The 20,610-nt window shown below is 72.2% G+C and carries 17 protein-coding genes; 12 read left to right on the top strand and 5 right to left on the bottom strand.

The genetic code is table 11. From position 1 onward, the window contains the following. Positions 1-47: 47 nt before the first annotated feature. Entirely contained in the window at positions 48-1,205 is a 1,158-nt protein-coding gene (locus J3486_RS35365; protein WP_207828033.1) for a serine hydrolase domain-containing protein, read from the top strand. 82 nt (positions 1,206-1,287) lie between these two features. After that, entirely contained in the window at positions 1,288-2,082 is a 795-nt protein-coding gene (locus J3486_RS35370; RefSeq protein WP_207827893.1) for an SDR family NAD(P)-dependent oxidoreductase, read from the top strand. Between the two features lie 9 nt (positions 2,083-2,091). Here J3486_RS35370 and J3486_RS35375 read toward each other — a convergent pair whose 3' ends face one another. From J3486_RS35375 to J3486_RS35395, 5 genes are all read right to left on the bottom strand, one after another. Next, on the bottom strand, positions 2,092-2,943 hold the full coding sequence (locus tag J3486_RS35375) for a DMT family transporter (RefSeq protein ID WP_207827894.1): 852 nt from the start codon (positions 2,941-2,943) through the stop codon (positions 2,092-2,094). Next, positions 2,940-3,458 carry a YbaK/EbsC family protein gene (locus J3486_RS35380; protein WP_207827895.1) on the bottom strand — a complete coding sequence of 173 codons (519 nt, stop codon included), beginning with the start codon at positions 3,456-3,458 and terminating at the stop codon, positions 2,940-2,942. Before J3486_RS35380 ends, J3486_RS35375 begins: the two co-directional genes overlap by 4 nt. A gap of 44 nt (positions 3,459-3,502) precedes the next feature. Then, positions 3,503-5,194, bottom strand: a complete 1,692-nt coding sequence (locus tag J3486_RS35385) for a penicillin-binding transpeptidase domain-containing protein (RefSeq protein WP_374194809.1) — start codon at positions 5,192-5,194, stop codon at positions 3,503-3,505. Between the two features lie 159 nt (positions 5,195-5,353). Next, positions 5,354-7,000, bottom strand: coding sequence for a penicillin-binding transpeptidase domain-containing protein (locus tag J3486_RS35390; protein WP_207827896.1), 1,647 nt, complete (start codon positions 6,998-7,000; stop codon positions 5,354-5,356). Between the two features lie 123 nt (positions 7,001-7,123). After that, positions 7,124-8,905, bottom strand: coding sequence for a phospholipid carrier-dependent glycosyltransferase (locus J3486_RS35395; protein ID WP_207827897.1), 1,782 nt, complete (start codon positions 8,903-8,905; stop codon positions 7,124-7,126). An 86-nt stretch (positions 8,906-8,991) separates the two neighbouring features. Here J3486_RS35395 and rsmI point away from each other — a divergent pair, with 86 nt between their 5' ends. The 10 genes from rsmI (at position 8,992) to J3486_RS35445 (ending at position 20,586) form a co-directional block, all read left to right on the top strand. Next, complete coding sequence (gene rsmI / locus J3486_RS35400) at positions 8,992-9,867, top strand: 16S rRNA (cytidine(1402)-2'-O)-methyltransferase (protein WP_207827898.1); 876 nt, start codon at positions 8,992-8,994, stop codon at positions 9,865-9,867. A 197-nt stretch (positions 9,868-10,064) separates the two neighbouring features. After that, on the top strand, positions 10,065-10,556 hold the full coding sequence (locus tag J3486_RS35405; RefSeq protein WP_229379130.1) for a hypothetical protein: 492 nt from the start codon (positions 10,065-10,067) through the stop codon (positions 10,554-10,556). A gap of 35 nt (positions 10,557-10,591) precedes the next feature. After that, on the top strand, positions 10,592-11,470 hold the full coding sequence (locus tag J3486_RS35410) for a TatD family hydrolase (RefSeq protein WP_207827899.1): 879 nt from the start codon (positions 10,592-10,594) through the stop codon (positions 11,468-11,470). 147 nt (positions 11,471-11,617) lie between these two features. Continuing rightward, positions 11,618-13,051, top strand: coding sequence for a resuscitation-promoting factor (locus J3486_RS35415; protein WP_207827900.1), 1,434 nt, complete (start codon positions 11,618-11,620; stop codon positions 13,049-13,051). Between the two features lie 408 nt (positions 13,052-13,459). Beyond that, positions 13,460-14,335: a 16S rRNA (adenine(1518)-N(6)/adenine(1519)-N(6))-dimethyltransferase RsmA gene (gene rsmA / locus J3486_RS35420; protein WP_207827901.1), complete on the top strand. Its 876-nt coding sequence runs from the start codon at positions 13,460-13,462 to the stop codon at positions 14,333-14,335. Beyond that, positions 14,332-15,222 carry a 4-(cytidine 5'-diphospho)-2-C-methyl-D-erythritol kinase gene (locus J3486_RS35425; RefSeq protein ID WP_207827902.1) on the top strand — a complete coding sequence of 297 codons (891 nt, stop codon included), beginning with the start codon at positions 14,332-14,334 and terminating at the stop codon, positions 15,220-15,222. Before rsmA ends, J3486_RS35425 begins: the two co-directional genes overlap by 4 nt. A 74-nt stretch (positions 15,223-15,296) precedes the next feature. Further along, the gene (locus J3486_RS35430) at positions 15,297-15,611 is read left to right on the top strand and encodes a hypothetical protein (protein ID WP_207827903.1); all 315 of its coding nucleotides are present in this window, start codon (positions 15,297-15,299) and stop codon (positions 15,609-15,611) included. 2 nt (positions 15,612-15,613) lie between these two features. Continuing rightward, positions 15,614-16,654, top strand: a complete 1,041-nt coding sequence (locus J3486_RS44825; protein WP_207827904.1) for a DUF4328 domain-containing protein — start codon at positions 15,614-15,616, stop codon at positions 16,652-16,654. 116 nt (positions 16,655-16,770) lie between these two features. After that, entirely contained in the window at positions 16,771-18,573 is a 1,803-nt protein-coding gene (locus J3486_RS35440; protein WP_207827905.1) for an ABC-F family ATP-binding cassette domain-containing protein, read from the top strand. A gap of 195 nt (positions 18,574-18,768) precedes the next feature. Further along, positions 18,769-20,586: a PQQ-binding-like beta-propeller repeat protein gene (locus J3486_RS35445; RefSeq protein WP_207827906.1), complete on the top strand. Its 1,818-nt coding sequence runs from the start codon at positions 18,769-18,771 to the stop codon at positions 20,584-20,586. Positions 20,587-20,610: the final 24 nt, after the last annotated feature.

Consider the following 20,610-nt stretch of genomic DNA (forward strand, 5'->3'; position numbering starts at 1 on the left):
GGAATCAACCCGATGCGCTGCCTGTTGCACCCACCGTGGACACAGCAGTGAACGGCACGACCGACCCCCGATTCGAAGGCATACGCACCGCTTTCGCCGAGAATTTCATGGCGCGGGGAGAGCGGGGTGGCGCTGTCGTCGTCTACGAGGGCGGGCGCAAGGTCGTCGACCTGTGGGCCGGGGCGCGGGACGCCGACGGGGGCGGGACCTGGGCGCCGGACACCGCGCAGATCCTGCGGTCCGCCACCAAGGGCGTCGCCGCCGCGGCCCTGCTCCTGCTCCACCAGCGCGGGGAGCTCGACCTGGACGCGCCCGTCGGGGCGTACTGGCCCGAGTTCAAGGCGCGGGGCAAGGAGGACGCCCGGGTACGGGACGTGCTCGCGCACCGCGTCGGCGTCCCCGCGCTCGACCGGCCGCTCACGCCCGCCGAGGCCGCCGACCCGGACCTGGGCGCCGCGGCCGTCGCCGCGCAGGCCCCGTTCTGGGCGCCCGGCACCGATCACGGCTACCACGCGCAGACGTACAGCTGGCTCACCGGCGAGCTGGTCCGGCGGATCACCGGGCGGGACATCGGGTCCTTCGTCGCGGACGAGATCGCCGGTCCGGCCCGCGCCGACGTGTGGATCGGGCTGCCGGACGACCAGGCCCACCGCGTCGGACGCGTCGGGCCCGTCGAGGTCCCGGCCGTCGCCGGCGGCCTCAAGGCCCGCCCCAAGCGCAGCCTCACCGAGGCGTACACGAACCCCGAGTCGCTCACCCGGCGCGCCTTCGGGTCGATCAGCCCGTCGCCGGACGAGAACGACCCCGGCTACCGCGCGGCCCAGCTGCCCGGCTCCAACGGCATCGGTACGGCGGACGGGCTCGCCCGGTTCCACGCCTCGCTGATCGGTGACGTGGCGGGCGGGGCACGGCTGTTCACCGAGGAGACCCTGCGGCTCGCCCGCACCGAGACGTCGTCGGGGCCCGACCGGATCCTCGTCGTGCCGTCCCGCTTCGGGCTCGGCTACATGCTGCACGGCGTCGCCTCGCCGCTGCTCGGCCCCGGCTCCTTCGGTCACCCCGGCCGCGGCGGCGCCCTCGGCTTCGCCGACCCGGAGACCGGTATCGCGTTCGGGTACGTGACGAACGGGATGCAGAAGGGCGTCACCGCCGACCCGCGCGCCCAGGCGCTGGTGAAGGCGGTGCGGGGCGCGGTCGGCCGCTGAGGTCCGCCCGCCGTGCCCGGCCCGTGTGACGACGGTGCGCGGGGCATGGGCCCGGGGCCGGGGCCCCGGGTAGCGTCGGGGCATGGAGCGCTTCGCGGGACACACGGCACTGATCACCGGGGCGGGACGCGGCATCGGCGCCGCCGTCGCCCAGCGGCTCGCCGCCGAGGGGGCCGGGGTCCTCGTCACCGACATCGACCCGGCCGCCGCGCGCAGAAGCGCCGCCGAGATCCGTGAACAGGGCGGCAACGCACGGGAGTTCACCTGCGACGTCGGTGACAGGGCGTCCGTCGAAGCGGCCGTCGCGCACGCCGTCGAGACCTTCGGCGCCCTGGACGTCCTCGTCAACAACGCCTACTCGTGCCAGCCCGACGCCCCGCTCTTCGAGGACGAGGACGACGAGGTCTGGGCCCGCGACCTCGACCTCACGCTCACCGGCGCCTACCGCTGCAGCCGCGCCGCCCTCCCGCACCTCGCCGCGTCCGGGCGCGGCGCCATCGTCAGCATCGGCTCGGTGAACGGGCTCCAGGACTTCGGCAACCACGCCTACAGCGCCGCCAAGGCCGGACTCGGCTCGCTGACCCGCACCCTCGCCGGGCACGCGGGCCCGCGCGGGGTGCGGGTCAATCTCGTGGCGCCCGGCACGGTGCGCACGCCCGCCTGGACGTCCAACGGCCAGGACCCGGACTCCGTAAGCCAGTTGTATCCCCTGGGCCGGGTCGGCGAGCCCGCGGACATCGCGGCGGCCGTCGCCTTCCTCGCCTCCCGCGACGCCTCCTGGATCACCGGCGTCGTGCTCCCCGTCGACGGCGGCATCACGGCCGTCAACACCGCTTTCCGCAGCACGCGCAGGGCCGCCGAGCGGGACGGGGACTGACCCGGGCTCTCACCCCGCGTGCAGCATCAGCCCGATCCCGGCGACCATCACCCCGGCGGCGACCACCCGCGGCGCCCCGAACCGCTCCTTGAAGAACACCGCGCCGATCGCCGCGCCCACGATGATGGAGGACTCCCGCAGCGCCGAGATCGGGGCCAGGTCGGCGCGCGTCTGCGCCCACAGCACCAGGCCGTACGCGGTCACCGACAGGATCGCGCCGATCAGCCCGCGTACGGCGAACGGCCTTATTTTCGCGACCAGTTCACCGCGCCAGCGGTACGCCGCGAACACCGGCACCACGATCCCCTCCAGGACCATCAGCCACGCGATGTACCCGAGCGAGGACCCCGAGGCGCGCACCCCGAGCCCGTCCACCACCGTGTACGAGGCGATCGAGACGCCGGTCGCGAGCGCGGCGCCGAGCGCCCGCCAGTCGGGGCGGCTGCCCGCACCTCGCAGACCCCACAGCGCCAGCCCGGTCAGGCCCGCGCAGGACACCGCGACCCCCGCCGCCTGCCAGCCGCCCGGCACCTCGCCCGCGAAGAGCGCCGCGAGCACCGTCACCACCAGCGGCGCCGTGCCGCGCGCGATCGGATACGCCTGCCCGAAGTCGCCCAGCCGGAACGACGTCATGAGCAGCACGTAGTAGCCGATGTGGATGACGGCCGAGACGATCAGATACGGCCACGCGGCCGCCGCGGGGACCGGCGCGAACACCGCCATCACCAGCCCGATCAGCGTCCCGCCGCCCGAGATGAGGGTGAACCCGACGAGCTTGTCGGTGATGTGGTGGGCCAGCGCGTTCCAGGACGCGTGGGTCACCGCGGCGAGCAGCACGGCCGCGGCGACGAGCGGGGTCATGCGCCCGGCCGTTCACGCCCGTCGTGCTCCCGTACGTCCACGAGCGCGGCGCCCGCGTGCGCGATCAACTCCGTGGGCTCCATCGGGAAGACGGTGTGCGGGGTGCCGGCCGCCGCCCACACCGTGGTGTGCGCGAGCAGCGAGCGGTCGGCGAGGACCCGGGTGCGGTTGACGTGCCCGAAGGGCGGGATCCCGCCGATCGCGTACCCGGTGAACTCCCGGACCACGTCCGCCTTCGCCCGGGTCACCTTCTCCGCGCCCAGCTCGCTGCGGACCAGCTCGACGTCGACGCGCGAGGCGCCGTCCATGAGGACGAGGACCGGCACCCCGTCCGCGGCGAAGATCAGGGACTTGCAGATCTGGCTGAGCTCACAGCCGATCGCGTCCGCCGCCTCCTGCGCGGTGCGGGCCCCCTCGGGGAAGTTCCGCACGCGCGGGAGGAGTTCGGCGAGTCCCATGGCGGTGACGGCCTCGGCGAAACGCGGATGGGCCGGGGTGTGGGCGGGCGTCGTCATGGGCGGCACGTTAGTGGTGCGCGTACCGCCCGTGCGACCGGGTATCAGCTGCCGGTCAGCAGCATCTGTCGCACGATCGGGCCCGCCGAGTCGCCGCCGTGCCCGCCGCCCTGCACCACGGCCGCCGACGCCAGGTCGCCCCGGTACGCCGTGAACCAGCCGTTGGGTTCCTTCTGACCGTCGACCTCCGCCGAACCGGTCTTCGCGCCCATGTCGGCGCCGAGCCCGGACATCGGCTTCACCGCGGTGCCCGCGACCGCCGTGTAGTGCATCAGCTCCCGCAGATCCGCCGCGGTCTTGGCGGACAGCGTGCGGGACGCGTGCGCGAGCGTGCGGTGGTCGGTGTCCGGCGAGACGAGGTAGGGCTGGTGGAAGGTGCCGTTCTTCACGGTCGCCGCGACCGACGCCATGTTCAGCGGGTTCATCCGCACCCCGCCCTGCCCGATCAGCGAGGCCGCCATCTGCGCCTGCGACTGCACGGGCACCGCGCCGTCGAAACTCGGCACCCCGATCGCCCAGTTGTCGAGCCCCAGCCCGAAGACCTGCTGCGCCTGCTTGGTCAGCGAGTCGTCGTCGAGCTTGGGCGCCTGGCTGATGAAGGCCGTGTTGCAGGAGACCGCGAAGCTCGTCCTGAACGTGCCGTTCTTGATCGCGAACTTGTCGTCGTTGTGGAACTTCCAGTGCCCGTACGTGAAGTACTTCGGGCACGGATGGGTCTTGTCGACCCCCGCGAGCCCCTTCTCCAGGAGCATCGACGACGTGATGATCTTCATCGTCGAGCCCGGTGCGAGGGAGCCCTGGAACGCGGTGTTGAACCCCGGCGAGGAGTTGGCGACCGCGAGGATCTCACCGGTCGACGGCCGGATCACCACGACCGAGGCGCGCTTGCGCGAGGCGACCTGGCTCTCGGCCGCGGCCTGAAGGGTGGGCGAGAGCGTGGTCTTCACGGTGCCGGGGGTGCCCTCGGAGAGGGTGACGAGCGTCTTGTCCGGCAGCGCGTTCTTCCTCGCCGAGCCCGCTGCGTCCTCCGAGCCCTTGCGCACGACCCGCAGTTCGATCCCCGCGGTGCCGCCGGCCGTCTTGCCGTACTTCTCGCGCAGGCCGTCGACGACGGTGGCGAGCGACGGGTACTTCTTCACGTCAAGGTCGCCGCCGGCGCGGTCCACCGCCTTGACGGGCGGGTCGCCCGCCGCGCCGGTCACCAGCCTGTCGCCGTCCTTCAGGTCCGGGTGCAGCACCGACGCGTGCCAGCCCACCAGCACCTTGCCGTCGCTCTTGCGGCGCACCGCGGTGAGCGAGGAGTCGTACGCGAAGGGCTTGCTCTTCTTCTTGTACGCGATCGTGGACGTGACGTGGAAGGGGACCTCGGCGCCCGTGCGGGTGCCCGGGGTGATCTTCACGTCGGTGAGGTGGGCGTCCTTGGTCAGTCCGGTCAGCGCCTTCTCGGCCGCGCTCGGGTCGTCGGTGTACCCGGCCGCCTTCGCCGCGTCGCCCGACTGCCAGGCGGTGAGGAAGCGCTCGGCGGCGGTGCGGGTCTCCTTGGCGGACGGCGGGCCCGTCTCGACCTCGGGCTTCTCGTCCGCCGACGCGGAACTGCCGGTCTTCGACCCGGAGCCGTCCATCAGGGCGTAGGCGCCGACGCCCGCCCCGACGACGGCGATGACAGCGGCGCCGCCGATCACCAGGGCGTTCATGTTGCGGCGCGCCGGTTCGCGGCGCTTGCCTCTGGTGCCCAACGTGTCCCTCCGGGGGTGTGGCGGACGATCAGATTAAGCCCCCTCAGGGGCGCGAGGAACCGCGCGCTCAGGCAGAGACAAGCCGCACTCGCCGTACGTCATAACGCCGCAGACGCGGCTGCGGTTTCGTGGGGCTGGTCGCGCAGTTCCCCGCGCCCCTTACAGGCCGCTCCGCAGGATGGCCGCGACGATCGGCCCGGCCGCGTCCCCGCCGTGGCCACCGCGTTCCACGGTCGCCGCGGCAGCGATGTCGTTGCCGCGGAACCCCGCGAACCAGGAGTTCGCGGTGCCCTGCCCGTCGACCTCGGCGGAGCCGGTCTTGGCACCTTTGTCGTACCCGGGCACCGACGCCATGGCGACCCGGGCCGTACCCGACGTCGCGGTGATCCGCATCATCTGGCGCAACTGCGTCGCGGTGCCCGGCCGCAGGCCCTGCGCGGTGGCCAGTCGGCGGCCGTCGATGCTCTGCGGGACGATCACCGGCTGGTGGAACGTGCCGGTGATCGCGGTCGCCGTCACCGACGCCATGTTGAGCGGGTTCATCTTCACCAGGCCCTGGCCGATCACCGAGGCCGCGTCGTTCGAGGTCCCGTCGGTCTGCACGGAGCCGTCCCGGGAGGCGATTCCGGTCTTCCAGTCCTTGCCGAGGCCGAAGCGGTTCGTCGCCTCGTCCACGAACCGCTCCGGCTTCAGGTCGTCGTAGAGCTTGATGAAGGCGGTGTTGCAGGAGCGGGAGAAGCTGTCGGCCAGCGTCGCGTTCTCGTTGGCCTGCAGGCCCTGGAGGTTGTGGAAGGTCTGGCCCCGCGCGAGGACCGAGTCGGGGCAGGGCGCCGGGCCGTTCATCGAGGAGACGACACCGTTGTCGAGCAGTCCCGCGGCGGTCACGATCTTCATCACGGAGCCGGGCGGAGTGCCCCCGGAGAGGGCGCCGTTGAACTCGCCCTTCTCCTGGTTGGCGACCGCGAGCACCTCACCGGTGGTCGGCCTGAGGGCCACCACGGACGACTTGGGGTACTTGTTCACCTGCTGCTCGGCCACCGCCTGCACGCTCGCGCTGAGCGTCGTGCGCACCTTGCCCGCCTTCCCCTTGGCGAGGGTCAGCAGCGTCTTCGCGGTGGTCTCCGTGCCGTCGGCGTCCATGCGCTGGATGTACGTCTCCACGCCCGCCGAACCACCGGCCCGCTCCCCGTACTTGGCGCGCAGGTCGTCCAGGACCGGGCCGAGGGACGGGTACTTGGCGGCGGTCAGCACCGCCCCGCTCCGGTCCACCGCCTCGATGGCCGGCGCCGCGGACTCGCCGGTGACGATGTCGTCGCCCTTCTCCATGGCGGGGTGGACGACGGCGGGGAGCCAGTCGACCAGGGCCCGGCCCGTGGTCTGGCCGCGGACGACCGTCAGCGCCGAGTCGTACGTCATGGTTCTGGACTTGCCGTGGTACGACACCGTGGCCTTGACCTTGAACGGGACCTTGGCGCCGACCGGACTGCCCGCCGTCAGGACGGTGTGCGTGACGTGCGCCTTGTCGTGCCAGTCCGTGAGCAGGGCGCTCGCGTCGGTGGCGTTGTTGGTGAAGGACGACGCCTTCTCCGGGTCGTTCTTCTCCCACGCGGCGAGGAACTTCGTCGCCGTCTCCTTGATCTCGCCGGACGACGGCGGGCCGGTTCTGTGGGCTTCCGAACCGCTCAGCGTCGTCCCGTCGCCGCCCCCGGTGACCGCCGTGACGATGTTGTACGCCCCGTATCCGGCGCCGCCCACCATCACGGTGAACACCCCGCCGACGATCCCGATCTTGACCCCTCTGCGCATGTGCGTCCCCTCCCCGGGTTACGGAGGGGACTGTATGCATGCCGTGCGCCCGTTGTGCGGGGTGTTTTTCAGTTGGTGTCCGAAGGTGTCCGAAGAGTGATCAGAAATGCGGCCGAAACAGGCCTAGACCCAAGTGTCCAGCCACATACGTGAACGCCATGAGTCGATCGGGATCGCGTTGCCGGTGTAGATGGGCCAGAAGTAGATGAAGTTCCAGACGATCAGCAGCACGAGCACACCGGCGCTCGCGGCCCCGACGACCCTTCTGCGTTCGGTCGAGCCCGGTGTGCCGATGATCGCGCCGAGCCACATCGCGAGGGCCAGGCACAGGAACGGCACGAAGACGACCGCGTAGAAGTAGAAGATCGTCCGCTCCTGGTACTTGAACCAGGGCAGATAGCCGGCCGCGACGGCGCACGCGATCGCTCCGGCCCGCCAGTCCCGCTTGAAGAACCAGCGCCACAGCACGTACAGCACCGCGAAGCAGGCCGCCCACCACAGCAGTGGGGTGCCGAGGGCGAGGACCTCGCGGGCGCACTTGTCCGTCGCGTCCGCGGGGCAGCCGTCCCGGCCCGCCGCCGGGGACTCGTAGAAGTACGAGACCGGGCGGCCGTCGACGATCCAGCTCCAGGGGTTGGACTGGTAGGTGTGCGGCGAGTGGAGGTTGGTGTTGAAATTCCAGACCTCGTTCTCGTAGTGCCACAGGCTGCGCACCCAGTCCGGCAGCCAGGCCCAGTTGCCGCCCTTGCCCGCGGTCGCCGCCCAGTTGCGGAAGTAGCCGCCGGTGCCGTCGTCCGGGGAGAGGATCCAGCCGAGCCACGACACGAGGTACGTGGCGACCGCGACCGGGACCGTGGCCAGGAACGCCGGGAAGACGTCGTGCCGCAGCACCGCGCGGTAGGGGCGGTCTGCACCCGCCACCCGCCGCGAGCCGACGTCCCACAGCACCGACAGGACGGCGAAGAACGCCAGATAGATGAAGCCGTTCCACTTCGTGCCGGCCGCGAGGCCCAGGCACAGGCCCGCGAGCAGCCGCCACGGACGCCATCCCAGCTTCAGTGTCGCGGCGATGTGCACGTCCGGGCGGACCAGTCCGTGCTCGTCGACCGGCAGCGCGGCCGCCAGCCGTTCCCTGGTGCGGTCCCGGTCCACGATCAGGCAGCCGAACGCCGCGACGACGAAGAAGACGAGGACCGAGTCGAGCAGCGCGGTGCGGCTCATCACGAACGCGAGGCCGTCCACGGTGAGCAGTAGACCGGCGAGGCAGCCGAGGAACGTCGAGCGGAAGAGCCGCCGGCCGATCCGGCACACCATCAGCACGCACAACGTGCCGAGCAGCGCCGTCATGAACCGCCAGCCGAACGGGTTGAACCCGAACATCCATTCGCCGATACCGATGACGTACTTGCCGACCGGCGGATGCACGACGTACGAGGCGTCGGTGGGAATCGGGATGTCGCCGTTGTTCTGCAGAATCAGGTCATTGGCGTTCTTCGGCCAATTCACCTCGAATCCGCGGTGGATGAGCGCCCACGCGTCCTTGGCGTAATACGTCTCGTCGAATATCACGGCCTTCGGGCTGCCGAGATTCCAGAAACGCAGCAGGCCGGCGACGAGGGTGACGAGCAGCGGCCCCGCCCAGCCGACGAGCCTGGCCGCTCCGGCGTCGGTGAACCGGCTCAGCCCGAACGACGCCCACAGCGGCGACGACGGCTCGGAGTACGAGGGCGTGAGGCGCTCGCGGACGTCGCCGCCTCTGACGCCCTCGGCCTCCGGGCCCCGGTAGCCGAACCTGCGCAGACCGCGCAGCCAGGCCGAGGCCTGCGCCGTGCGGTCCGCCGCGGGCGGCTGGTCCGGCGGGGAACTGGTCGGGTTCGCCTTGGCCGACGACGAGGTACTGGTCACCGCGCCATCGTAGGGAACACGACTGTGCGAGTCCCGTGTGAGGGCGCGGCCGAGTCGGCCCGGCCCCTCCCTGCGAGGATGGAACCGTGACAGGAACCGCAGATTCAGCCGGAACGCTCGTCCTCGCGGGCACCCCCATCGGCACCGTCTCCGACGCGCCGCCGCGGCTCGCCCAGGAGCTGGCCGTCGCCGACGTCGTCGCAGCCGAGGACACCCGCCGCATGAAGCGGCTCGCGCAGGCGCTCGGGGTGCAGGTCGGCGGACGCGTCGTGTCGTACTTCGAGGGCAACGAGAGCGCCCGTACGCCGGAGCTGGTCGAGGCGCTGGCGGGCGGCGCGCGGGTGCTGCTCGTCACCGACGCCGGGATGCCGTCGGTCTCCGACCCCGGGTACCGGCTGGTGGCCGCGTGCGTGGAGCGTGACATCCGGGTCACGGCCGTCCCCGGCCCCTCCGCCGTGCTCACCGCGCTCGCCCTGTCGGGGCTGCCCGTCGACCGGTTCTGCTTCGAGGGCTTCCTGCCGCGCAAGGCGGGCGAGCGGCTGAGCCGCCTCAAAGAAGTGGCCGAAGAACGCCGCACCCTTGTCTACTTCGAGGCCCCGCACCGCCTCGACGACACCCTCGCCGCGATGGTCGAGGCGTTCGGCCCCGAGCGCAGGGCCGCCGTCTGCCGCGAGCTGACCAAGACGTACGAGGAGGTCAAGCGGGGCCCCCTGAAGGACCTCGCGGAGTGGGCCGCCGAGGGCGTGCGCGGCGAGATCACCGTCGTCGTCGAGGGCGCCCCGGAGAAGTCCGCCGCCGACCTCACCCCCGCTGAGCTGGTACGCAGGGTGCGGGTGCGGGAGGAGGCGGGGGAGCGGCGCAAGGAGGCCATTGCGGCCGTCGCGGCCGATGCGGGGCTACCCAAGCGCGAGGTCTTCGATGCGGTGGTCGCGGCAAAGAATGCGGATCAAGCCACCCCATAGGGGCGTAAAGGACTAGCCTGGAATGCAAAGCGAAGACCGGGTGCCAGGACCCTTTCGGCAGGGAAATGCCAAATCGGCTCCAACAGTCGACAGGTCTTTTGCGCATCGAGCGGCGGAGGCGTCCACTGGTTGAAGGGACGCACCCGTCCCCACGCTGCCTCCGGGCAGCGCTTGTCCAGCGGACAAGAGGAGCTGGCATGAGCGAGTTCGCAGCCTCCAAGACGGCCACCACGGCGTCGGCGGCCACCCCTTCATCGACGGCCACCACTGCTTCGACACCTCCGGTACCGAATCGCAGCGGAGCGATATCCATCGCCCACGAGTCGTATTCGTTCGCCTGCATGCGATGCGGGCACGGCTGGGAGCAGTCGTACGAGATAGAGCACCACGTCGACGGAGAGGGAGCGGAGTTCGTGATGTACGTGGCGGACGGCGAGCGGGTGCCGTCGCCGCTGTCCAGCCCGACCTGTCTGAACTGCGGCGGCCACGTCGTGCGGATCATGCGGGCCGGCCGCGTCTCGTCGGTGCGCGACGTGATGCACCGCAAGCACACCCCGCCGGCCGCCGGGCCCGTCGAGGTCCCGGACCAGGCCGTCGCCGAGCCCGGCGAGCGCCACCACTGGCACCTCTCCGACCTGCTGCACCCGTTCAGCCACCACCACCGCAAGGACGAGCCGAAGGCGTCCTAGGCCCTGTCCGGCCCGGGCTTCGTAGGATCGGGGGCATGAGCCCCAGTACCAAGGACGTCACCCCGCCGCCGCTGCCCGCACCGCTCACGGTCGAGGTCGCCGACTCCCACACCCACCTGGACATGCAGGCGGGCACCGTGGAGGAGGCCCTCGCCAAGGCGGCGTCGGTGGGGGTGACGACCGTGGTGCAGGTCGGCTGCGACCTCGCCGGTTCGCGGTGGGCCGCCGACACGGCGGCCGCCTTCGCGCAGGTGCACGCCACCGTCGCCCTGCATCCCAACGAGGCGCCCCGCATCGTCCACGGCGACCCCGACGGGTGGTCGCGCCAGGGCGCCCGCGAGCCGCTCGGGGACGCGGGCCTGGACGAGGCCCTCGCCGAGATCGACCGGCTCGCCGCGCTCCCGCACGTCAAGGGCGTCGGCGAGACGGGCCTCGACCACTTCCGCACCGGCCCGGAGGGCAAGGCCGCCCAGGAGAGGTCCTTCCGCGCCCACATCGAGATCGCCAAGCGGCACGGCAAGGCGCTGGTCATCCACGACCGCGAGGCCCACGAGGACGTGCTACGCGTCCTGAAGGAGGAGGGCGCCCCCGAGCGCACCGTCTTCCACTGCTACTCGGGCGACGCGGACATGGCCCAAGTCTGCGCCGAGAACGGCTACTTCATGTCGTTCGCGGGCAACATGACGTTCAAGAACGCGCAGCCGCTGCGCGACGCGCTCGCCGTGGCGCCGCTGGAACTGGTCCTGGTGGAGACCGACGCACCGTTCCTGACCCCCGCCCCGTACCGCGGTCGGCCTAACGCCCCGTATCTCATTCCGGTCACGGTGCGCGCGATGGCGGCGGTCAAGGGCGTCACCGAGGAAGCCCTCGCGACGTCGGTCTCCGCCAATACGGCCCGCGCTTTTGGTTACTGACCGATAACGGTCCGACCCGTTCACCTTCGGGCACGATCGCGACACTGAGTAGTCGCGCTGCTTTGGAGAGTGAGGGTTGCTCCGCTAGGTTCTGCTCGCCCGATCCGCCCGCCGGGGCCGGACCCTTGGAGCGCCTGGAGCCTCGTCGTGAGCAAATCGCCGTACGAGACGTATCCGTCGTACGAGACGCCGTACCAGCCGTACGAGACGCCGTACGAGCCGGTGCCGGCGGCGGCGCCGGTGTCCGCGCCCGAGCGCGAGCCGTACGCCGCGTATCCACAGGGTGTGCACAGCGCGCAGGGCGAGCCCGGTGCGGCGGGCGCCCCGTACGGCGACCCGTACCGCGCCGCGTACGAGTACGCCGAGTACCCGACGCAGGTCGCCGCGGACGCGTACGAGCCGAGGCTGCCCCGGCAGTCCGGGGCCGCCCCGGACTCCGGGCGGGCCGCGGCCCGGCGCGCCGCCCGCCGCAAGAAGGCCGACCAGCGCCCCGACACGCTGCGCAAGCTGCTGCCGCAGGCGCTGGTCGTGGCGTTCCTGGCGGGCGGCACCTCCGCGTTCGTCGCCAACGACAAGGCCATCCACCTCACCGTCGACGGCAAGGAACGCACCCTGCACACCTTCGCCGACGACGTCACCGAGCTGCTCTCCGACGAGGGTGTCGACGTCGGCGACCACGACCTGGTGGCCCCCGCCGCCGATACCGCCCTGGCCAGCGGCGACGAGGTCTCCGTGCACTACGGCCGGCCCGTCCGGCTGACCCTCGACGGACAGCGCCGCGAGGTGTGGACGACCGCCCGCACCGTCGACGGGGCGCTGCGCCAGCTCGGGGTGCGGGCCGAGGGCGCGTACGTCTCCGCGTCCCGCTCGCACCGCATCGAACGGCACGGACTCGATCTCGACGTCCGCACCGAGCGCAGCGTCACGGTGATGGCCGACGGGCGGCGCCGCACCATCCGCACCAACGCGGCCACCGTGCGCGAGGCCGTCGACGAGGCGGGCATCACGCTGCGCGGCCAGGACACCACCTCCGTGCCGCTGAGCAGCTTCCCGCGCGACGGGCAGACCGTCACCGTGATGCGGGTGACCGGCGCGCGGGAGACACGGGAGGAAGCCATCCCGTACGCGACCGAGCGCACCCAGGACCCGACGCTGTTCCACGGCACCGAGGTCGTGCAGCGGGCCGGTTCGGAAGGGGTCAAGCGGGTCACGTACGAGCTGCGCACCGTCAACGGGGTCAAGCAGAAGCCGCGCCGGGTGAACACCGAGGTGGTCCGGGAGCCGCGCACGCAGCTGGTCAAGGTCGGCACGAAGCCGCTGCCCACGTCCGTCGACGGGGCCGAGTCGCTGAACTGGTCCGGGCTCGCCGCCTGCGAGTCGGGCGGGCGGCCGAACGCCACGGATGCCTCCGGCACGTACGGGGGGCTCTATCAGTTCGACACCCGGACCTGGCAGAGCCTGGGCGGCTCGGGCCGCCCCCAGGACGCGCCCGCCTCCGAGCAGACGTACCGGGCGAAGAAGCTGTACGTCCGCCGCGGCGCAAGCCCCTGGCCCCACTGCGGCCCCCGCCTCCACGGCTGACGCTCCGCTCGCCCCGCCCAATCCGCCGCGCCCCGATGCCGCGGACAATCCGCCACCGATCGCCCCCGCCGTGGGCGCTCCGCCGCTGCTCGGCTGCCGCGCCGCCTTGGGCAATCTGCCGCCGTCCCATCCCGCCTTGGGTAAGCCGCCGCGTGCCCCCGCCGCCTTGGGCAATCTGCCGCCATGGGCGGCAGGGTGGGCAAGGCGGCACCCCGGCGCGGGGTGAGCGCTCCCGGGCGGCGTCCAGCTCGGTCCGGCCCCGCCATCGCCGGGTGCAGCTCCGGTGGGGGCTGGTCGCGCAGTTCCCCGCGCCCCTGCGGGGCTCGACCACCGTCGGTCGCGTCCGCGCGGCGGGGCCGTGGATCGATGCCGCCCCGCGCCCCTTCAGGGCGCGGCTACCCTTGAACGGTGAGCACCACAGACCCCCAGGGCCCCCTCCTCGGCGCCGCGGACATCCGCGAACTGGCCGCCGCACTGAACGTCCGGCCGACCAAACAGCGCGGCCAGAACTTCGTGATCGACGCGAACACGGTCCGCCGCATCGTCCGCACCGCGGACGTCACCGAGAACGACAACGTCGTAGAGGTCGGCCCGGGCCTCGGCTCACTCACCCTCGCTCTGCTCGAAGCGGCCCGCCACGTCACCGCCGTCGAGATCGACGACACCCTCGCCGCGGCCCTCCCCGCGACCATCGCGGCCCGCATCCCGGCCAAGAAGGACGCCTTCGACCTGGTCAACATCGACGCGATGCAGGTCACCGAGCTCCCCGGCCCGGCCCCGACAGCGCTCGTCGCGAACCTGCCGTACAACGTCGCCGTCCCGGTCCTGCTCCACATGCTCGACACCTTCCCGACCATCGAGCGCACCCTCGTCATGGTCCAGGCCGAGGTCGCCGACCGCCTCGCGGCCCGCCCGGGCAACAAGGTCTACGGCGTCCCCTCCGTGAAGGCCAACTGGTACGCGGACGTCAAGCGCGCCGGCTCCATCGGCCGCAACGTCTTCTGGCCCGCCCCGAACGTCGACTCCGGCCTCGTCTCCCTGGTCCGCCGCGGCGAACCGGTCGCGACCACGGCCACCAAGGAACAGGTCTTCGCGGTGGTCGACGCCGCGTTCGCCCAGCGCCGCAAGACGCTGCGCGCCGCCCTCGCGGGCTGGGCCGGTTCGGCCGCCGCCGCCGAGGCCGCCCTGGTCGCGGCCGGCATCTCGCCGCAGGCCCGCGGCGAGGCGCTGACGGTGGAGGAGTTCGCGCGGATCGCGGAGAACAAGGAGGCCGGGCAGCAGTGACTTCCGTGACCGTCCGCGTACCCGCCAAGGTCAACGTCCAGCTCGCGGTCGGCGCCGCCCGCCCCGACGGCTTCCACGACCTGGCCAACGTCTTCCTCGCCGTCGGCCTGTACGACGAGGTGACGGTGGCGCCCGCCGACACCCTCGGCCTCACGTGCACCGGCCCGGGCAGCGATCAGGTCCCCCTGGACCGCACGAACCTGGCGGCCCGCGCCGCCGTCGCGCTCGCCGAGCGGCACGGCATCAGCCCCGACGTCCGTATCCACATCGCCAAGGACATCCCCGTCGCGGGCGGCATGGCGGGCGGTTCCGCGGACGCGGCGGGCGCGCTCGTGGCGTGCGACGCGCTGTGGGGCACGAACGCATCGCGCGAGGAACTCCTCGACATCTGCGCCGAGTTGGGCAGCGACGTGCCGTTCAGCCTGGTCGGCGGCGCGGCGCTCGGCACCGGCCGCGGTGAGAAGCTCCAACTCCTCGACGTGGGAGGGGAGTTCTGGTGGGTGTTCGCGGCCGCGGACGGCGGGCTCTCGACCCCGGCCGTGTACCGGGAGTTCGACCGGCTCAGCCCCGAGGCGCCCGAGCCGGTCGCCTCGCCCGCGCTGCTCGACGCGCTGCGCACCGGCGACGTGCACGCCCTCGCGGCGACCGTCACCAACGACCTGCAGCCCGCCGCGCTCTCCCTCTTCCCCTCCCTGAAGGCCACGCTCGACGCCGGTACGGCGGCCGGCGCGCTGGCCGCGCTGGTCTCCGGGTCCGGCCCGACGACCGCGTTCCTCGTGGCCGACGAGGCGGCGGCGCGGCAGGTGGCCGAGGGGCTCACGGCGTCCGGCACGTGCCGTGCCGTGCGCGTGGCGCCGTCCCCGGCGCCGGGCGCGACGCTGCTCTGAGCCGCGCTACTCAGCGCCGAGTTGAGTAGCAGCGCCCTGCCGGGGTGATCGCCGGACGCGCCACTCTTGCGTCCATGAAGACAACCGGACGCCGGCGCCACCAACTGCGCCGGGCCGCGCTCCCGCTGAGCGTCCCGCTGGGTACGGCCGCCCTGTTCGGTCTGCACGCGGCACTCGCCGCCCGCGGCCATCCGATGCCGCCGCCGTCCCTCGGTGCCGGCGGCGGCCGGATCGCGCGGCCGCGGGAGGTCGCGGTGCTCGGGCGGGCCGCGGTGGGGGTTGTCCACAGGCGGCGGGTTTTCCACAGGGTGGCGCGGGGTGAGACGCGCCGCCGTAACCTGATGGAGTCCCGGGGTGGGGCGCGCAGGACGGGGGATCGGGGGATCTGACGATGGAGTGCACACGCTGCCGTGCGGCGTTCGTGGGGGCGGACGGCCGCTGCCCGCGCTGCGACGGTTCCCCGCAGCAGTCGGCCCCCGACCCGTACGCACCACCCTCGTCGCAGCCGCCCCAGGCACCCGGGGCTCCGTACGGTCAGGCGCCCTACGGTCAGACCCCTTACGCCGGCCGGCCCGGGTACGGCCAGGCCCAGGCTCCCCAAGGGCAGACCCCGTACGGCCAGGCCCCCTACGGCCAGGACCCGTACGGCCAGGCTCCCCAGGGCCAGGACCCGTACGGCCAGGCTCCCCAGGGCCAGGCCCCGTACGGCCAGGCCCCGTACGGGCAGGCCCCCGGCATGTATCCGCCCCCGGCTGCGCCCCATGCCCCGTACGGCATGGGCCCGGGGATGATGCCGCCGCGCCCGCCGGCCCGGCTGTCCGGGCTGAGCACGGCGGTCACGGTGCTCTTCGCGGTCATGGCGGTCCTCGCGCTGCTGCGCGTCGTCGCGGACTACCGGCTGTACGACGCGCTGGGCAGCATCTGGACGACCGACCTCGCCGAGGCCGAGTCCATCGACGACTTCCGCCGGATCTCGATCCTGCTGCTGTTCCTCGGCTTCCTCGCCGCGGCGCCGGTCTTCCTGGTCTGGTTCTACAAGGCGCGGGCCAACGCGGAGGGGCTCGCCCCCGGCCGGCTGCGGCACAGCCGGGGCATGGCGATAGGCGCCTGGTTCATCCCGTTCGCCAACTGGTGGATACCGAAGGCGATGGCCGACGACATCGCCGCCGCGAGCCAGGGCACCCCGCGCCCCACCGGACTCGGCGTGATCAACGCCTGGTGGGCGTGCTGGGTGGTCTCCAGCGTCCTGGCCGGATTCGGCTGGCCGATGTATGCGAGCGCGATGGACGACCACAACCCGTCCCTGGAGGGTGCCCGCACCGCGAGCCTGATCCTGATGGGCTCGAACCTGGCGCTGCTGGCGGCCGCTGTCTGCGGCCTCCTGATGGTGCGCGCCGTCTCCGCGCTCCAGGACGCGCGGCCGCGCTACTGAGCGGGCCGTGACCGGTCCGGTGCGCCCACCGGCTGTCCACCTGCACCCGGCACCCCTGCCACCCCGACTACGCTAGAACGTCGGCCCAACCCCGTGGTCCCCGTGGCAGGAGCGAAATGGCAGTCAACCTGGTCAATGTCGAGGCAGTCAGCAAGGTGTACGGCACCCGTGCCCTGCTCGACGGCGTGTCGCTCGGCGTGTCCGAGGGCGATCGCATCGGCGTGGTCGGGCGCAACGGCGACGGCAAGACGACCCTCATCCGCATGCTCGCCAAGCTGGAGGAGGCCGACACCGGACGCGTCACGCACAACGGCGGGCTGCGCCTGGGCGTGCTCACGCAGCACGACTCGCTCGACCCGGAGGCGACGGTCCGGCACGAGGTGATCGGCGACCTCGCCGACCACGAGTGGGCGGGCAACGCCAAGATCCGCGACGTGCTGACCGGCCTCTTCGGCGGCCTGGACCTGCCCGGCTTCCCGCAGGGCCTGGACACCGTGATCGGTCCGCTCTCCGGTGGCGAGCGGCGCCGTATCGCGCTGGCTCAGCTGCTCATCGCCGAGCAGGACCTGATCGTCCTCGACGAGCCGACGAACCACCTCGACGTCGAGGGCATCAGCTGGCTCGCCCAGCACCTGCGGGGCCGCCGCTCCGCGCTCGTCTGCGTCACCCACGACCGCTGGTTCCTCGACCAGGTCTGCACGCGCATGTGGGACGTGCAGAAGGGCGACGTCTACGAGTACGAGGGCGGCTACTCGGACTACGTGTTCGCGCGCGCCGAGCGTGAGCGGATCGCCGCGACCGAGGAGGCCAAGCGGCAGAACCTGATGCGCAAGGAGCTGGCCTGGCTGCGCCGCGGCGCCCCGGCCCGTACCTCCAAGCCGCGCTTCCGCATCGAGGCGGCCAACGCGCTGATCGAGGACGTGCCGGAGCCGCGCGACAAGAGCGAGCTGATGAAGTTCGCGGGCGCCCGGCTCGGCAAGACCGTCTTCGAATTGGAGGACGTGACGGTCCAGGCCGGACCGAAGGTGCTGCTCAAGCACCTCACCTGGCAGCTCGGCCCGGGCGACCGCATCGGCCTGGTGGGGGTGAACGGGGCGGGCAAGACGTCCCTGCTGCGCGCCCTCGCCGACGCCGCCCGCAGCCAGGGCGACATCCAGCCCGCCGCCGGGAAGATCGTCGTCGGCAAGACCGTCAGGCTCGCCTACCTGTCGCAGGACGTCACCGAACTCCCGGCCACCCTGCGGGTCCTGGAGGCCGTGCAGCAGATCCGTGACCGAGTCGACCTCGGCAAGGGCCGCGAGATGACCGCGGGCCAGCTGTGCGAGCAGTTCGGGTTCAGCAAGGAGAAGCAGTGGACGCCGGTCGGTGACCTGTCCGGTGGTGAGCGGCGCCGGCTCCAGCTGCTCCGCCTCCTCATGGACGAGCCGAACGTGCTCTTCCTCGACGAGCCCACCAACGACCTCGACATCGAGACCCTGACCCAGCTGGAGGACCTGCTCGACGGCTGGCCGGGCTCCATGATCGTGATCTCCCACGACCGGTTCTTCATCGAGCGCACCACCGACAACACCTTCGCGCTGCTCGGCGACGCGACGCTGCGGATGCTGCCGCGCGGCATCGACGAGTACCTGGAGCGCAGGCAGCGCATGATCGAGGCGGCAGCTCCTGCGCCCGCCCCCGCGCCCGCCGCGAAGTCCGGCCCCTCCGCCGCCGACGTGCGCGCCGCGAAGAAGGAACTGCAGAAGATCGAGCGGCAGATGGACAAGATCTCCGAGAGGGAGACCAAGCTGCACACCCAGATCGCGGACAACGCCACGGACTTCGCGAAGGTGGCCAAGCTCGACGCGGAGCTGCGCGAACTGATCGCCGAGCGCGAGGAGTTGGAGATGCGCTGGTTGGAGCTCGCCGAAGACGCGTGAAGGACGCGTGGAAAGCGCGTAACAGACGCATCACGGGCCGGTCCTCCCTTGGGTACAGGGGAAGGACCGGCCCCGCGTGCAAGGGGCGCCGGGTGGTAGAAAGAGGGCTTTGGGAAGCCTGTGGGCGTACGAAACGCGCCACGCGCGCCCGACGCCTCGCCACAGAGGGCCATCAGTGAAGAAGGGGGAGCGCTGATGACTCAGCCGCCCAACCAGCCGCCGGCCGGCGGCTTCGGAGCTCCGCAGGACCAGCCGTCACAACAGCCGCCGCAGCCGCCGCCCGCGGCCCCGCAGCCCGGATACGGCTACCCCCAGCAGCCGCCGACGCAGCCGCAGCAGCCGGGCCCGTACGGCCAGCAGCCGCAGCAGCCCGGCCCGTACGGCCAGCAGCCCCAGCAGCCGGGCCCCTACGGCCAGCCGCAGCAGCCCGGCCCGTACGCGCAGCAGCCCGGTCCGTACGCGCAGCAGCCCGGCCCCTACGGGCAGCAGCCGCAGTACGGCTACCCGCCGCAGCAGCCGCCCGGTCCGCCCGGGCCCGGTGGCAACGGCTCGGGGCCCGGCGGCATCCCGAAGAAGACCTGGGCGATCGCCGCCTCCGCGCTGGCCCTGCTGCTCGTCGCGGGCGGCGTCGTCTGGGCGGTGGCCGGCAGCGGCGACAAGGAACCGGTCGCCGAGAAGACCGACGACCCCAAGAGCTCCTCGTCCGCCCCGGTCAACCCGGGCGACGGGCAGGGCGACGGCCACGCGGGCACCGAGGACCTCAACAGCGGCCGGCAGAGCGACGAGTCGAAGATCCTCTGGTACAAGACCGCCCCGAAGGTCCCCGGCGACGGCGCCGACGCCCCCGGCATGTGGATCACCGACAAGGTGGCCGTGAAGGCCGCGTACAAGGAGATCCTCGGCTACAACGTCGCGGACGGAAAGATCAGCTGGCCCGCGGTCAAGCTGCCGCAGAAGATCTGCGGCGTCACCGAGACCCCGTCCGCCGACGGCAAGATCGTGGTGGCGTACATGAGCGGGGTCACCGAGCGCGCCAACTGCAACCAGGTCCAGGAGATCGACCTGAACACCGGCGCCAAGGGCTGGACGGCGAAGATCCCGGAGAAGGAGAACGACGACGACTTCTTCGACGGCACCGGCTCCGGCATCAGCCTCGACTACGTGGGCGCCGACACCCTGATGGTCGGCCGCCAGATGTCGGGCCTGGGCCTGAGCGCCAAGGACGGCAAGAAGAAGTTCGTCGTCCAGGAGTACGGCACCGACTGCTTCCCGAAGGGGTACGCGGGCGACAGCAAGAAGCTGCTGTCGGCCGCCTCCTGCGGGGCCGGCGGCAACAACGCGCACGAGGAACTGCGCCAGCTCGACCCGGACACCGGCAAGGCGCTGTGGACCCGCAAGTACCCCAAGGGCTGGTCCATTTCGAACGTCTACTCCGTCAGCCCGCTCGTCGTGGCCGCGGAGAACGACGACAAGAAGGCGTACAACGTCGCCGCGTACAAGGACAACAGCGCGGCCGTGGCGTCCGAGCCCGGGACCTCGATCAAGGACCTGGACACCGGCTGCGGCGGGGGCATGTTCAGCTTCATGGACCGTCCGCTGGAGTCCTGCCAGGGCATCGTCGCCGACGCGAGCACCCTCTACATGCCGACCAAGGGCAAGTCCGGCGGGGCGAACGAGATCGTGGCGATCAGCCTCACCAGCGGCAAGGAGCGCTGGCGGGTCAAGTCGCCCGCGGACCAGTCGATGATGGCCGTCGGCACCGAGAGCGGCGCCGTCGTCGCGTACATGGACCCCGCCTACAGCGGTGCGGGCGGCCAGGTGCTGTCGATCGCGACCAGCGGTGCGCACACGCCGAAGACGCTGCTGAAGAACCCGGCGGGCCGGGCCGAGATCGAGAGCGGCTTCTACCGGAAGCAGGTCGCGTACGCCGACGGCCGCTTCTACCTCTCCGCCGCCAGCCTCTCCGGCACCGCCAAGGGCCAGCAGAAGCTGATGCTCGCGTACGGCAAGTGAGTACGCCCTCCGCCCCGTCCCCGT

The organism is Streptomyces sp. VRA16 Mangrove soil (assembly GCF_017377775.1).
Classification (GTDB): domain Bacteria; phylum Actinomycetota; class Actinomycetes; order Streptomycetales; family Streptomycetaceae; genus Streptomyces.